Annotated in this window: 13 protein-coding genes; 7 read left to right on the forward strand and 6 right to left on the reverse strand. The window is 70.3% G+C overall.

What is annotated here, in order from left to right; genetic code table 11:
* Positions 1-55: 55 nt before the first annotated feature.
* Positions 56-634, reverse strand: coding sequence for a TetR/AcrR family transcriptional regulator (locus OG254_RS20820; protein WP_405595106.1), 579 nt, complete (start codon positions 632-634; stop codon positions 56-58).
* A 461-nt stretch (positions 635-1,095) separates the two neighbouring features.
* Complete coding sequence (locus OG254_RS20825) at positions 1,096-2,094, reverse strand: RNA polymerase sigma factor RpoD/SigA (protein ID WP_405583828.1); 999 nt, start codon at positions 2,092-2,094, stop codon at positions 1,096-1,098.
* Positions 2,095-2,264: 170 nt separating this feature from the next.
* Here OG254_RS20825 and OG254_RS20830 point away from each other — a divergent pair, with 170 nt between their 5' ends.
* Positions 2,265-2,795, forward strand: coding sequence for an N-acetyltransferase family protein (locus tag OG254_RS20830; RefSeq protein ID WP_351191386.1), 531 nt, complete (start codon positions 2,265-2,267; stop codon positions 2,793-2,795).
* Between the two features lie 13 nt (positions 2,796-2,808).
* Here the strand turns inward: OG254_RS20830 and OG254_RS20835 are convergent, their stop codons facing one another.
* Positions 2,809-3,600: a class III extradiol ring-cleavage dioxygenase gene (locus tag OG254_RS20835; protein ID WP_351191384.1), complete on the reverse strand. Its 792-nt coding sequence runs from the start codon at positions 3,598-3,600 to the stop codon at positions 2,809-2,811.
* Positions 3,601-3,719: 119 nt separating this feature from the next.
* Here OG254_RS20835 and OG254_RS20840 point away from each other — a divergent pair, with 119 nt between their 5' ends.
* A complete protein-coding gene (locus OG254_RS20840) occupies positions 3,720-4,271 on the forward strand; it encodes a MarR family winged helix-turn-helix transcriptional regulator (protein ID WP_405583831.1) in 552 nt (183 codons plus the stop codon).
* A gap of 116 nt (positions 4,272-4,387) precedes the next feature.
* On the opposite strand, the gene OG254_RS20845 is transcribed toward OG254_RS20840, so the two are convergent.
* Both OG254_RS20845 and OG254_RS20850 read right to left on the reverse strand, forming a co-directional pair.
* On the reverse strand, positions 4,388-5,929 hold the full coding sequence (locus tag OG254_RS20845) for an MFS transporter (RefSeq protein ID WP_405583833.1): 1,542 nt from the start codon (positions 5,927-5,929) through the stop codon (positions 4,388-4,390).
* Positions 5,930-6,107: 178 nt separating this feature from the next.
* On the reverse strand, positions 6,108-6,752 hold the full coding sequence (locus OG254_RS20850; protein ID WP_147999811.1) for a TetR/AcrR family transcriptional regulator: 645 nt from the start codon (positions 6,750-6,752) through the stop codon (positions 6,108-6,110).
* Between the two features lie 303 nt (positions 6,753-7,055).
* Here OG254_RS20850 and OG254_RS20855 point away from each other — a divergent pair, with 303 nt between their 5' ends.
* Both OG254_RS20855 and OG254_RS20860 read left to right on the forward strand, forming a co-directional pair.
* A complete protein-coding gene (locus tag OG254_RS20855; protein ID WP_405583835.1) occupies positions 7,056-8,336 on the forward strand; it encodes a M6 family metalloprotease domain-containing protein in 1,281 nt (426 codons plus the stop codon).
* Positions 8,337-8,433: 97 nt separating this feature from the next.
* Positions 8,434-10,116 (forward strand): IclR family transcriptional regulator C-terminal domain-containing protein, encoded by a 1,683-nt coding sequence (locus OG254_RS20860; RefSeq protein WP_405583837.1) that lies wholly within the window; start codon positions 8,434-8,436, stop codon positions 10,114-10,116.
* Between the two features lie 15 nt (positions 10,117-10,131).
* Here OG254_RS20860 and OG254_RS20865 read toward each other — a convergent pair whose 3' ends face one another.
* Complete coding sequence (locus OG254_RS20865) at positions 10,132-10,719, reverse strand: NADPH-dependent FMN reductase (RefSeq protein WP_405583839.1); 588 nt, start codon at positions 10,717-10,719, stop codon at positions 10,132-10,134.
* Between the two features lie 235 nt (positions 10,720-10,954).
* Here OG254_RS20865 and OG254_RS20870 point away from each other — a divergent pair, with 235 nt between their 5' ends.
* Genes OG254_RS20870 through OG254_RS20880 form a run of 3 tightly spaced genes read left to right on the forward strand, consistent with a single transcriptional unit; the run spans position 10,955 to position 13,592 of the window.
* Positions 10,955-11,791, forward strand: coding sequence for a CPBP family intramembrane glutamic endopeptidase (locus OG254_RS20870; RefSeq protein WP_405583841.1), 837 nt, complete (start codon positions 10,955-10,957; stop codon positions 11,789-11,791).
* On the forward strand, positions 11,788-12,936 hold the full coding sequence (locus OG254_RS20875) for a sensor histidine kinase (protein WP_405583843.1): 1,149 nt from the start codon (positions 11,788-11,790) through the stop codon (positions 12,934-12,936). Before OG254_RS20870 ends, OG254_RS20875 begins: the two co-directional genes overlap by 4 nt.
* Positions 12,933-13,592, forward strand: a complete 660-nt coding sequence (locus OG254_RS20880; protein WP_405583845.1) for a response regulator — start codon at positions 12,933-12,935, stop codon at positions 13,590-13,592. The genes OG254_RS20875 and OG254_RS20880 overlap by 4 nt, the downstream gene beginning before the upstream one ends.
* Positions 13,593-13,610 lie beyond the last annotated feature (18 nt).

The following is a 13,610-nucleotide window of genomic DNA, read 5'->3' on the forward strand; positions in this document are numbered from 1 at the left end:
CTGCGGGCGGACACCCCCCGGCACGTCCCCTTGCCGCCGTTTGCGGGTGCCGCGCTCAGCGGGTGATGTCGTCCCAGGGGAAGTTTCGCAGTGCCTCCAGGTTGCGCAGTGCCTGTGCTGCTGGGCCCTGGGGGCCCTCTGCCGGGGCCTCTCCTGTTGCCCAGGTTTCTACGGCTACTCGGATGGAGGCTGCGGCCACCGCGGCGGCGAAGTGGTGGGCGGCAACGTTGTCGGAGCCGGTTCTTTCCGCCAATGTCTGCGCCAGCTTTCCTTCCGCCTCGTGGCATACCTCGGCCCAGACCTTGCGTAGGGCGGGGTTGGTCGTGGCCTGGCGGACCAAGGTGCGGACCCATTGCCAGGAGGACTCCGAGACGGCAGCGCCGGGGGTCAAGGTGTGGCGGAGGGCGTGTTCCAGGGCCTCGGGGATGGAGAGGTCCGCGGGGGCGTTGCGGACCGCCTGGGTCCAGCGGTCGGCGCCGGCCGCGTAGAGCGGGGACACCGACTCCTCCTTGGTGGCGAAGTAGCGGTAGAAGGTGCGCGGCGCGATGCCCGCGGCCTGCGCGATGTCCTCGGCTCGGGTGGCCCGAATGCCCTGTCGCACGAAGAGGGCGGCCGCGGCGCGGGCGATCTCCATGCGGGTCGCCGCCTTGCGTCGCTCCGTCAGCGAGGGGGACTGTGCGGGGGTGGGGCTGCTCACGCTCGGCAGGCTATGCCCATGTGGCACAATCTGCCATCCGGGTGGGCCACCCCGTGGTTCAGGTACGGGGTGACCCGCCCGTCCGGCCTGTTCGGGTGGGGCCGGCAAAAGGAGCCGGGCCCCGGCACCCAGGGGGGTTGGGCGCCGAAGCCCGGCTCGGGGAAAGTCCCGGCGCCGGGGGGAGTGCGTCGGGACTTGGTCTGGTGGCGGTCGGTCGATCTGCGTCGGGGGGACCCGAGGCCGGTCGCCTCGGGATCCGAACTCCCTTGCCCGGAAGTCTTGTTCCCGGTGCCCTGTACATTGAAGCGGCGTTACATCGCCATGTTTGCGCGGTCTTTGGCCACCCGGCGTACGCGCCCGTGGCCGGTCGTACGCCCCCGCCCCTCCTGTCGGAGGGGTCAGGCGGCCGCGTCGAAGCCGGTGCTGCGCGCCAGCTTCTTCAGCTCCAGCAGGGCATGCTTCTCGATCTGGCGGATGCGCTCGCGGGTCAGGCCGTGCTCCTTGCCGACCTCCGTCAGGGTGCGCTCGCGGCCGTCGTCGATGCCGTACCGCATCTTGATGATGGACGCCGTGCGCTGGTCGAGGCGGCCGATCAGGTCGTCCAACTCCTCGCTGCGCAGGAGGGTGAGGACCGACTGCTCCGGGGAGACCGCTGACGTGTCTTCCAGCAGGTCGCCGAACTGGGTCTCGCCCTCGTCGTCCACCGGCATGTTCAGGGAGACCGGGTCGCGGGCCCAGTCCAGGACGTCCGTCACCCGGTCCGCGTTCGAACCGAGCTCGGCGGCGATCTCCGCGGGCTCCGGGTCGCGGCCGTGTTCGCGGTTGAACTCGCGCTGGACACGGCGGATTCGGCCGAGCTCCTCCACGAGGTGGACGGGGAGGCGGATGGTGCGGGACTGGTCGGCTATCGAGCGGGTGATGGCCTGACGGATCCACCACGTCGCGTACGTCGAGAACTTGAAGCCCTTGCGGTAGTCGAACTTCTCCACCGCGCGCACCAGGCCGGCGTTGCCCTCCTGGATCAGGTCGAGGAGGGGCAGGCCGCTGCGCGGGTAGCGGCGAGCCACCGCGACGACCAGGCGGAGGTTGGAGCGGATGAAGACGTCCTTGGCGCGCTCTCCGTCGGCGACCAGGGCCTCCAGCTCCTCGCGGGTGGCGTCCGCCCTGGCCTCCTCGAAGCCGTCGAGGACCTGCCTTGCGAACACACCCGCCTCGATGATCTGTGACAGCTCGACCTCTTTGGCGGCGTCGAGAAGCGGCGTGCGCGCGATCTCGTCGAGGTACATGCCGACCAGGTCGCGGTCCGCGATCTCGCCGCCATGGGCGCGAACACTGCGTGCCTTGTCGACGGTCTCGCCGGTGGCGGACTGACGACGGGCGACGGCACGGGTTGCCATGCGTGCTCCCTTGCGATGTGGGCGGGCGGATGGTTCTTGAACGCTTGGGACTCTTGTCGAGTGCCCTGCATCCGATGGAAACAACGACTGGAATCAGGACAGAATTCCCAACCCGCCCCCCTATTTTTCTGATCTTGCAGTACCCTGTCCGGCCACCGCGAGGAGGCCCGATGTCGTCGGAACGTACAGAGGTGCTGGTCAGGTCGGGAGTCGAGAGTGACCTCGATGCCCTCACCGACATCTACAACCACTATGTACGTGAGACGCCCATCACATTCGATACCGCGGTCTTTACGCCGGAAGAGCGCCGACCTTGGCTGCTCTCCCACCCTGAAGACGGCCCGTACCGGCTGAAGGTTGCCGAGGAGAGGGACCTCGAAGGGAACTCACATCGGATTCTTGGCTACGCCACTTCCAGCCCTCTTCGACCGAAGCCCGCCTACGCGACCTCCGTCGAGGTGACGGTCTACCTCGCACCGGACGCCGGCCGGCGCGGCATCGGCACCCTCCTGTACAACGCCCTGTTCGAGGCACTGGCCGAGGAGGATCTGCACCGCGCCTACGCGGGCGTCGCCCAGCCGAACGAGGCGTCCGCGCGGCTGCACGAGCGGTTCGGCTTCCGGCATGTCGGCACGTACCGCGAGGTGGGCCGCAAGTTCGGCCGGTACTGGGACGTGGCCTGGTACGAGAAGGAGCTGTGAGGCCCGCGAGGGCTCAGCCGAACTGCACCGACCGCTTCGCCATCCCCATCCAGAACCCGTCGATCACCGACTTCTGCGCGTCCAGCTCACCGGACACCTCCGCCGCGCCCATCGTCACGAAGAGCGGGGCGAAGTGCTCGGTGCGCGGGTGGGCGTAGCGGCCGGCCGGGGCCTTGGTGAGGAAGTCGAGCAGCGAGTCCCAGTCCCGGGCCTCCAGCGCGCTCCGGCCCCAGTCGTCGAACTCGGAGGACCAGCTGGGCACTCCCCCGCCGACATGGCGCAGGGCGGCCAGGTTGTGGGTGAAGAAGCCGGAGCCGACGATCAGCACGCCCTCGTCGCGCAGCGGCGCCAGCCTGCGGCCGATCTCCATGAGCCTGACGGGGTCGAGGGTCGGCATGGAGATCTGCAGGACCGGGATGTCGGCCGTGGGGAACATCTCGACGAGCGGGACGTAGCCGCCGTGGTCGAGGCCGCGGTCCGGGAAGTCCTGCACCGGTGTGCCGGGGGCGCGCAGCAGCTTGCGGACGGACTCGGCCAGCTCGGGCGCGCCGGGGGCCGGATAGGTCACCTGGTAGTAGTGCTCGGGGAAGCCCCAGAAGTCGTAGACGAGAGGGACGGCCTCCGTGGCACCGATGGCGAGGGGGGCCTCCTCCCAGTGGGCGGAGACCATGAGGATCGCCTTGGGGCGCGGCAGTCCGGCGGACCAGGCGGCGAGCTCGCCGGGCCAGACCGGGTCGTCCGCGAGCGGCGGGGCGCCGTGACTGAGATAGAGGGCGGGCATGCGCTCCTGCGTGGCGGCGGACATGACGGCTGCTCCCTCCGGAGACCTGAAGCCTCGGTTGCTTTAAGTCTAAACATTCCTCTCGGAAAACCGTACGTCCAGGTAATTAAAATTTCAAGGAGAGCTCTCGTACAGTGGAGTACATGAATACGGCATCGACCTCCGCGCCACCCGTGTCCGCGTCCGCGTCCACCCCCGCCGCACCCGCGCAGGAGCCCCGCTGGCTCACCGACGAGCAGCAGCGGGTCTGGCGCACCTACCTGGACGCGGTCACCCTGCTGGAGGACCACCTGGACCGCCAGCTCCAGCGGGACGCGGGCATGCCGCACATCTACTACGGCCTCCTGGTCAAGCTCGCCGAGTCCTCGCACCGCCGGCTGCGGATGACCGAGCTGGCGATGTACGCCAAGATCACCCGCTCGCGGCTGTCGCACGCCATCGCGCGGCTGGAGAAGAACGGCTGGGTGCGGCGCGAGGACTGCCCCGACGACAAGCGGGGCCAGTTCGCGGTGCTGACCGACGCGGGCGTGGAGGTGCTGAAGCAGACCGCGCCAGGCCATGTGGAGGCCGTGCGCCAGGCGATGTTCGACCGGCTCACCGAGGAACAGCAAAAGGCCCTCGGCGAGATCATGCGGATCGTCGCCGAGGGCCTGCAGCCGACGGAAGCGGGTGCGGACCTGCCCTGGCTCCGCTGAACCGCTCATTCAGCGAGCCGGGGCAGGTCCTTGATGGCCGTACGTACGGAGCGTCCCCATCCCCGTACGTACGCCCGGTCCCAAGGGGTACGACCTGACGGTCGTCGTCGTGCGGTTCAGTGCGCGACGACGGGTACCGGCACCTCGTCCTCGGCGTTCTCCTGCGAGGTCGCCACCGTCGAGCCGTCGGGACGGCCGGCGTTGACGAAGGTCACCACGATGACCGCGGCGAGGACCAGCATGCCGACGGCGAACCAGATCGCGTTGGTGTAGCCGTGCACCATGCCCTCCAGCTGGACCAGCTGCTGCTGGGACCGGGAGGTCGCGGAGCCGATGTGGTCCGCGATGTAGGTGGTCGTGGCCGACGCGGCGATCGTGTTCAGCAGGGCCGTACCGATCGCGCCGCCCACCTGCTGCGAGGTGTTGACCATCGCGGAGGCGACACCGGCGTCCCGGGGCTCGACGCCCAGGGTGGCCAGGGACATGGCCGGCATGAACGCCGTACCCATGCCGAGACCGAGCAGCAGCATCGCCGGCAGGATGATCGAGGCGTACGACGAGCCGATCTCCAGCTGCGTCATCAGGAGCATGCCGATCGCGGCGACCAGGAAGCCGGGGCCCATCAGCAGCCGCGCCGGGACGCGGGTCATCAGGCGGGTGCCGATCTGGGTCGAGCCGACCATCATGCCGACGATCATCGGCATGAAGGCGAAGCCGGTCTTGATCGGCGTGTAGCCCTTCACGATCTGCAGGTAGTAGGTCAGGAACAGGAACGTGCCGAACATCGCGATGATCGCGATACCGAGCGAGAGGTAGACGCCGCCGCGGTTGCGGTCGGTGACGACGCGCAGGGGCAGCAACGGGGCCTTGACCTTGGCCTCGGTGACGACGAACGCGACCAGCAGGACCACCGAGGCGGCGAACATGCCCACGGTCAGGGAGTCGCCCCAGCCGTTGGACTCGGCGCGGGTGAAGCCGTAGACCAGCGCGACCAGGCCGAGCGTGGACAGCAGGACGCCGGGGATGTCGAGCGGGTTGCGGTTGCGGCTGCCCTGCGGCTCACGGATGACGAAGTACGCACCGGCCGCGGCGACGATCGCGAACGGGATGTTGACGAAGAACGTCCAGCGCCAGTCCATGTACTCGGTCAGCACACCGCCGAGGATGAAGCCGACGGCGCCACCGCCACCGGCGATCGCACCGTAGATGCCGAACGCCTTGGCACGCTCCTTGGCGTCCGTGAACATCACGGCGAGCAGGGACAGCGCGGCGGGCGCGAGCAGGGCACCGAAGACACCCTGCAGGGCGCGGGCGCCGAACATCATCGCCTCGTTGGTGGCGGCGCCACCGAGCGCGGAGGCGCCGGCGAAGCCGATCAGGCCGACGACGAAGGCCCGCTTACGGCCCCACAGGTCGGCTATCCGGCCGCCGAACAGCAGCAGACCGCCGAAGGCGAGGGCGTAGGCCGTGACGACCCACTGCCGGTTGCCGTCGGAGATGCCCAGGTCCTGCTGGGCGGAGGGCAGGGCGATGTTCACGATTGTCGCGTCGAGCACGACCATGAGCTGGGCCAGCGCGATGAAGACGAGCGCTTTCCAGCGGTTGGGATCGACGGCGCCGAGGGCGCTGCCGGGTGCCTTTGCGGCAGTTTCGGACATGGGGGTACCCACTTCGGGACTTCGTAATGGACAAAGGACGTCTAAAGGGGACGGCTCGTCGGCTGTGACGGCCGGTGAGATTCGCTGTAGTGGCTGTGTGGTGACGGGTGCGGCTGTGTGGTGACCGGTGCCGTGCTCCGAAGTGATCGGTCGGAGCCGGTCGGTCAGAGCCGGTCGGTCAGGCCTGGCGCAGGTCCTCCATGGTCAGCGCCGTGCCCGGCAGGACCGAACGGGCCGGGGCCCGCAGTCCGTCCAGGAACAGCTGAAGGTGACGGTGGACGTAGCGGTCGGCGATGTCGCACCCGGTACCGGCAAAGGGCCGGCTGAGCTGGGCGGCGGCGATCATGACATCGCCGACGTCCACATCGGAGCGGAGCTGGCCGGCCGCCTTGGCGCGGTCCATGATCGCCCCGATGAGGCTCTCGGCCCGCTCGCGCGAGGCCTCCAGGTCCGGGTGGTTCTGGTCGAAGGTGCTCTGGACCATCGGGCACAGCGCGCTGATCCGTTCGTCAGCGGCGGCGTGCACGAAGCGCTCCAGGGCCTCGAAGGCATCCCCGGTCTGCGTGAGCGCGAGTTCGGCCGCCGCCACCGTACGGTCCATGACGGAGCAGACGACCTCGCGCACCAGCGCGTCGCGGTCGGGGAAGTTGCGGTACACCGTGGCATTGCCGACGCCGGCCCGGCGGGCGATCTCGTCGAGCGGCACGTCGGGGCCGAACTCCACGAACATCTCCCGGGCGGCGGTGACGATCCGCTCCCGGTTGCGCAGGGCGTCGGCGCGCGGCCGGGTCGCCTTGCGCGCTACGGGGGTCACGGTCTGCACGGTGTACTCCAAGGTTGCGGTGAATCCGTGTCTCACGGGTCGTGGTCTCACGGTCGTGGTCTCACGGATCGCGATCCGGGGAAGGTCTCCCCGTTTCGCGCGGACACATGGCTAAACGGGGAGAGGCTCCCCGGTTATTTCCCGACCTGGGAAACATTTCATGTGACCTGAGTCACACACTATTTGGCGGAAGAACCCACGTTCGGGCTCCTCCAACGCGCGCCCGCTCACCCCTCGACACAGGGTGATCGAGAGGGTGCAGCACGCAGTCGGGCGGGCTGCCATGGACTGAAGGGCCCATGCATGCAGCCCAGCCGTCGGATACGCCCCCGCCGTGTGGCCGCCCTCGCCTCCGTGACCGCCCTGACCTTCGCGGTCAGCACCTCCGCAGGCACCGGACACCTCACGGCGGGCACCTCGACGGTGGCCGGAGCGGGCCCCATCTCGCCCGAACACCCCTCCGCCCTGCGCCCCTGCATGATCAGCGGCCGGCCGACGGTCCAGATGTCGGAAGGGATGCCGACGGTACGCGGCTACTCCCGCTCCACCGGCGCCGTCCGCGCCCTCACGGTCATGGTCGACTTCCCCGACGCGCCCGGACCGGGCCGCGCGCTCGACCGCTTCGACGAGTTCTTCCCGCAGACCCAGGACTGGTTCCGCACCAGCTCCTACGGCCGCCTCGACTACCGCCCCCAGACCCCGATCCCCGGCTGGCTGCGGATGCCCAAGTCCTTCCGGGCGTACGGCATAGAGCGCGGCGCGCCCTTCGACCCCGGGTACCGGCAGCTCGTCCAGGACATCGTGGTCGCCGCCGATTCCCGGGTGGACTTCCGGTCGTACGACTTCCTGAATGTGCTGGTGGCCCCGGACGCCGGCCCGTCGGCCCTGGACACGGTCCTGTCGGTGACCTTCGCGGGCAACACCGAGGCCCCGGTCGCCGACGGCGTCTCGGTGGCCAATGCGTCCTTCGTCTACTCCCGCCAGGACGACGGCTCCGGCACCTACCACCGCACCGGCTACCGGGTGCTCCCCCACGAGAACGGCCATGTCTTCGGCCTGCCCGACCTCTACACCGCCGAGGGCGGGGGCGCGGTCGGCCACTGGGACATCATGAGCGAGGACTGGGGGGCCAACAACGACCTGCTCGGCTGGCACAAGTGGAAGCTGGGCTGGCTGGACGCCGCACAGATACGCTGCGCGGCCAAGCCCGGCGCGACCGAGTACGCCCTGACGCCGCTGGCCCGCGAGGGCGGCCCGAAGCTGGTGTTCGTCCCGCTGGACCGCCGCCACGGCTACGCCCTCGAACTACGCACCCGCGAGGGCAACGACGAGTCCGTGTGCCGCCCCGGTGTCCTGATCTACAAGGTCGACGCGGACATCGACACCGGGATGGGACCGGTGAAGGTCCAGGACTCCCACGAGGACAGCGGAGGGTGCACGCGCAGCCCGAACGTCCATGCCGAGCTGTCCGACGCGACGTTCGGACCCGGGGAGGAGTTCCGGGACGAGGAGCGGGGGGTGCGGGTGACGGTGCTGGGGACGGATCTGACGGGGAGTTATCGGGTGCGGGTGAGCCGGGGGTAAGGGTGGGGCTAGGGGTGGGGGCTGCGGCGGCCCGTTCGCCCTGCGCGCGCGTGACGCCGATTACGGTTAAGGCTGCCGAACGCCGTACGGAGAGCCGATGCCCGCGATGACGACCCTGGACGACGACCGTGCCGTGCCCGCGGAGGCGGTCACTCCGCTGATCCGGGGTGTGACGGTGCTGCGTCGGCTGACCGAGGCAGGCGGGACGCTGAGCGCGAGCGGGCTGGAGCGCGGCACCGGGCTGGCGCGCTCCACGGTGGACCGGATCACCTCCACGCTCGCGCGCATGGGGTACGTCCGCCTCGACGGCCGTGACATCGTCCTGGCGCCGCGCGTGATGGAACTGGGCAACGCCTACCTGGCGGCCCTCGCCCTGCCGGCCCTCCTCTCCTCCCACGCGGACGCGCTCGCCGACGAGCTCGACGAGTCCGTGTCGCTGGCGGTCGCCGACCGCGACGGCATCCGCTTCATCCACCAGGCGACCCGCCGCCGCGCGATGTCCCTCAGCTTCCGCATCGGCGACCTGCTCCCGGCCGAACGCACCGCGCCGGGCCCGCTGTTCGCGACGGAGTGGACGCAGGGCGAGTGGCAGACCTGGCGCGAGCGCCGGGCGGCGGACCCGGACGACCGGGGCTTTCCGGCCGTACCGTGGCGGTCGCACCCGTCCTCCGACAAGGACTTCGAACGCCGGACGGCGCGGGCGGCCAAGGACGGCTGGACGCTGGACGACCAGTTGATCGAGCCGGGGCTGGTCGCCGTGGCCGTACCGGTGAAGGACCTGCGGGCGGGCGGCCGTATCGCCTGTGTGGCGAGCGTGGTGAGCCACACGAGCCGGCACACCGCCGCGGACCTGCGCGACACGCTCCTGCCCCGCCTGCGGACGGCGGTGGCGGCGATGGAACGCGACCTGCGCGAGGCACCGGAGCCGCGCCCCGCGACCGCTCCGGCGGGCCTCGCGACCTGGACGGGCGCCTCCAAGCAGGAGCTGGGCAGGGAGTTCGTCGAGTCGCTGGCCCGCGGGCTGACCGTACTGACCGCGTTCGGCGAGGGCCGGGCCGAGCTCACCCTCACGGACGTGGCCCGCGCGACCGGGCTGGCCCGGGCCACGGCCCGCAGGGCACTCATCACGTACGAGCACCTGGGACTGGTACGCCCGTCGGGAAACCGCGCCTTCGCCCTCACCCCCCGTGTGCTGTCCCTCGGCTACCCGCCCCTGTCCCGCACGTCCCTCGCCCAGATCGCGACCCCGCACTTGGCCGAACTGGCCGACCGGGTCCATGAGTCGACGTCCCTGGCGGTGCTGACGCCGTCGGCCGACGAGATCCAGTACATCGCCCGCGCCGCCACCAGCCGCGTGATGAGCGTCAACATCACGATCGGCACACGACTGCCGGCGTACGCGACGTCGATGGGGCGGGTGCTGCTGGCCGATCTCCCGGAAGGCGACGGGCAGTTGACGACCGCCCTGGCCGACCTGCGCCCGCTGACCGCACACACCATCACGGACCCGGCGACGCTGACGACGACCCTGTCGGATGTCCGGGCCAACGGATACGCCCTGGTCGACGAAGAGTTGGAGGCGGGCCTGCGATCGGTGGCCGTACCGGTGAGAGACCGGACGGGCCGGGTGGTCGCCGCACTGAACGTGGCCATGCACGTGGCGCGACGCTCGGTGCAGGAGTGCGTGCGGGACGTTCTGCCGGAGCTGCTGGAGACGGCGGGACGGGTGGAGGGGGACCTGCGGGTGGCAGGGCGGTTCGGTGGGGTTGCCGTGGGGTGAGGGGGGCGGGTCGCGTCAGCCGTCGTACGGCCTGGTGGCTCGGCCCTCACGCAGGGTGAGACCCCACCAGGCGAGCTGGTCCAGGAGGACGGAAGCGGCCTTGGCGGTGCCGTCCCGGTCATGGGGCCGGCCCTCGTCGTCGAACTGCTCCCAGGCCATGTGGAAGCTGACGGTGTCGCGCAGGGTGACGGCGTGCAGCTCGGCGAAGACCTGACGCAGTTGCTCGACGGCCCGCTGCCCGCCGGCCATCCCGCCGTAGGAGACGAAGCCGACGGGCTTGGCCCGCCACTCCCGGTAGACGTAGTCGATGGCGAGCTTCAGGGACGCCGGGTAGCCGTGGTTGTACTCCGGCGTGACGACGACGAATCCGTCGAGCCCACCGATGCGCTGGGCCAGGGTCGGGGCGTCGCCGGGGGCGTCGGACCGCTCCAGGGTGAGCTTGAGCTCGTCGGCGAGGGCGGGCTCGGACAGGTCGATGACGTGCGTCTCCATGTCGTCGCGACGCTCGACCTCGGAGACGAACCACTGGGACACCTTGTCGGCGAAGCGACCCGGGCGGACGCTGCCGATGAGGACGCCGATCTTGAGCGGGGGCTGGGACATGAAGGGACCTCGGTTCCGGGAAGTTCGGGCGGGAGAGATCGCGAACCGCCTCTGATTGGGGCCCGCTCAAACAACGTAAAACCTCAAGTTAACTTGAGGTCAAGCCGGACACTCTGTCCCCCGCGCGAGCTACGCGGAAGTGTCCACCGGGTGGTGACGACTGGTCAGTCACCGGATCCATAGCGTTTCGGCAACGCCGCGGCGCTCCGGCTGCGGATTCGGACAAGGAGCTTTCATGAGACTGGTCTGGCAGTTCGTGGCCGTCGCGGTGGTCGCCTTCGTCGGCGGTCAGGGACTCGCCGCGGTGGAGGACACCCCCTTGCTCCAGCTGGCCATCGGCGTCCCGACGGCCGTGCTCGCGGTGCTCGTCTACGGATGGGTGGTACGGCGGACCGAGCGCCGCCCGGCCACGGAGGTGGCCCTGGAAGGTGCCCCGCTCGCGATAGGCCGCGGAACCCTGATCGGTGTCGCGCTGTTCGCGATGGTCATGACGAACCTCTTCGCCTCCGGGTACTACGAGGTCGACGGCCTGGGCTCGGTGACCGGCTCGCTCGGCCTGTTCGGCTTCATGGCCGCCGCCGCGGTGACGGAGGAGTTGATGTTCCGCGGCATCCTGTTCCGGATCGCCGAGGAACGCATCGGCACCTGGATCGCGCTGGCGCTGACCGGTGCGCTGTTCGGCCTGGTCCACCTGCTCAACCCGAACGCGAGCCTCTGGGGCGCCACCGCCATCGCCATCGAGGCCGGCGGCATGCTCACCGCCGCCTACGTCGCCACCCGCAAGCTGTGGGTGCCGATCGGCGTGCACTTCGGCTGGAACTTCGCCGCGGGCGGCATCTTCAGCACCGAGGTCTCGGGCAACAACACCGCCCAGGGACTGCTGGACTCCGCGACGTCGGGCCCGAAGCTCGTCACCGGCGGCGACTTCGGCCCGGAGGGCAGCGTGTACTCGGTGCTGTTCTGCGTACTGGCGACGATCGCGTTCATGTGGCTGGCCTACCGGCGCGGCCATGTGGTGCCCCGCGGTCGGCGCGCGGCGCGGATCGAGGGCACCGCTACACTCCCCCGATGATCGGTCTTGAGCCGGCCCGCGAGTTGTGGCGCCGGTCCGATGTCACGGTCCGCGATCTGCCGCTCGCCGTGCTGTGTCTCGCCCTGTCGTGCCTACCGTCGTTCCACGGGACGCAGATCGGCAACCTGCCGCACCGTCCCTTCGACGCGGTGACCATCGTGGTGATCGCCCTCGAATGCCTCCCGCTCGCCGTGCGCCGACGGTGGCCGGTCGTCTGCCTCGCCCTGGTGTCGGCCGGCTTCGCCCTGGACCAGCTCCGTGGCTACCACACCTTCGGGGGCACCGCGCTGCCGATCGCGCTGCTCAGCGTGGGAGCCCATCTGGAACGGAACCGGCGTGCCGCCGCGATCGGCTTCTCCGTGGCGTACGTGCCGCTGGCGGTCGCGCTCGCCCTGCGCGGTTTGGGCGAGCCGATCAGCGGGTTCGTGACGTTCTATCTGGCGCTGGCCCTCGCGTGGGGCCTCGGGGCGTGGCTGCGCTCCACCCGCATCGCGGAGGCCGAACGCCGCCGCCTGGTCGCGGAGGAGACACGCACCGCCGAACGCACCCGCATCGCCGGCGAACTCCACGACGTGGTGACCCACCACGTGACGGCGATGGTCGTCCAGGCCGAGGCGGCACGCTATCTGACGGCCGCTCCCGATCGCCTCGACGGGGCACTGACCGCCGTCACCGACACCGGCAGACGGGCCCTCACCGACCTGCGCCACCTGCTCGACCTACTCAACCCGGACCACCAGGCCGACGCCACCACACCGGCGGTCGGCCGGTTTCTCACCCTCGTGGAGCAGACGCGCCAGGCCGGGCAGCCGGTCGAGTTCACCGAGGAGGGCACACCGGCGGAGTCGACCGGCAGCGCCGACCTCGTGGCCTACCGGGTCGTGCAGGAGGCCCTGACGAACGCCCTCAAGTACGCTCACGGCAGCCGCACCTCGGTCCAAGTGCGGCACAGCCCGAGGGAGATCACCGTGGAGGTCAGCACGGACGGATCCGGCTCGCGGACCGGCTCCCCCGGCGGCAGCGGACGGGGCCTGACCGGGCTCCGTGAACGGGTGGACGTCCTGGGCGGCGACTTCGCCGCGGACCGGCTGACGGGCGGCGGCTTCGTCGTACGGGCCCGCATACCGGCCGGGAGCTCCGCGTGACCGCGCCGATCCGGGTCCTGATCTGCGACGACCAGGTACTGGTCCGCACCGGCCTGGTGACGATCATCGACGCTCAGCCCGACCTCGAAGTGGCGGGCGAGTGCGAGGACGGCAGGGCCGCGGTCGAACTCGCCCGGCAACTGCGCCCGGACATCGTGGTGATGGACGTACGCATGCCGGTGCTCGACGGCATCGAGGCCACCCGCCTGCTGGCCGGTGCCGGAGTGCAGGATCCCGTCAAGGTGCTCGTGGTGACCACGTTCAACCTGGACAAGTACGTCTACGAGGCACTGCGGGCCGGGGCGAGCGGGTTCCTGCTCAAGGATGCGCCGCCGGCCCAACTGCTGAACGGCATCCGGACCGTGGCCGCGGGCGCGGCCCTGCTGGACCCCGAGGTGACGCGCCAGCTCGTGGGCAGCTACGCCGCCCGCATCCGGCCCGCCGAGGGCACCGCGCACAACGGCACGCTCACCCCCCGCGAGCTGGAGGTACTGCGCCTCATGGCGGACGGCCGCTCCAACAGTGAGATCGCCGCGGCCCTCCAGCTGAGCCAGGAGACCGTCAAGACCTTCGTCTCCCGCATCCTCACCAAACTCGGCCTCCGCGACCGCGTCCAGGCGGTCGTCTACGCCTACCGCCAGGGCCTGGTGACCTGACGCATACGTGGGTTGAGT

The organism is Streptomyces sp. NBC_01092 (assembly GCF_045039535.1).
Lineage (GTDB): Bacteria > Actinomycetota > Actinomycetes > Streptomycetales > Streptomycetaceae > Streptomyces.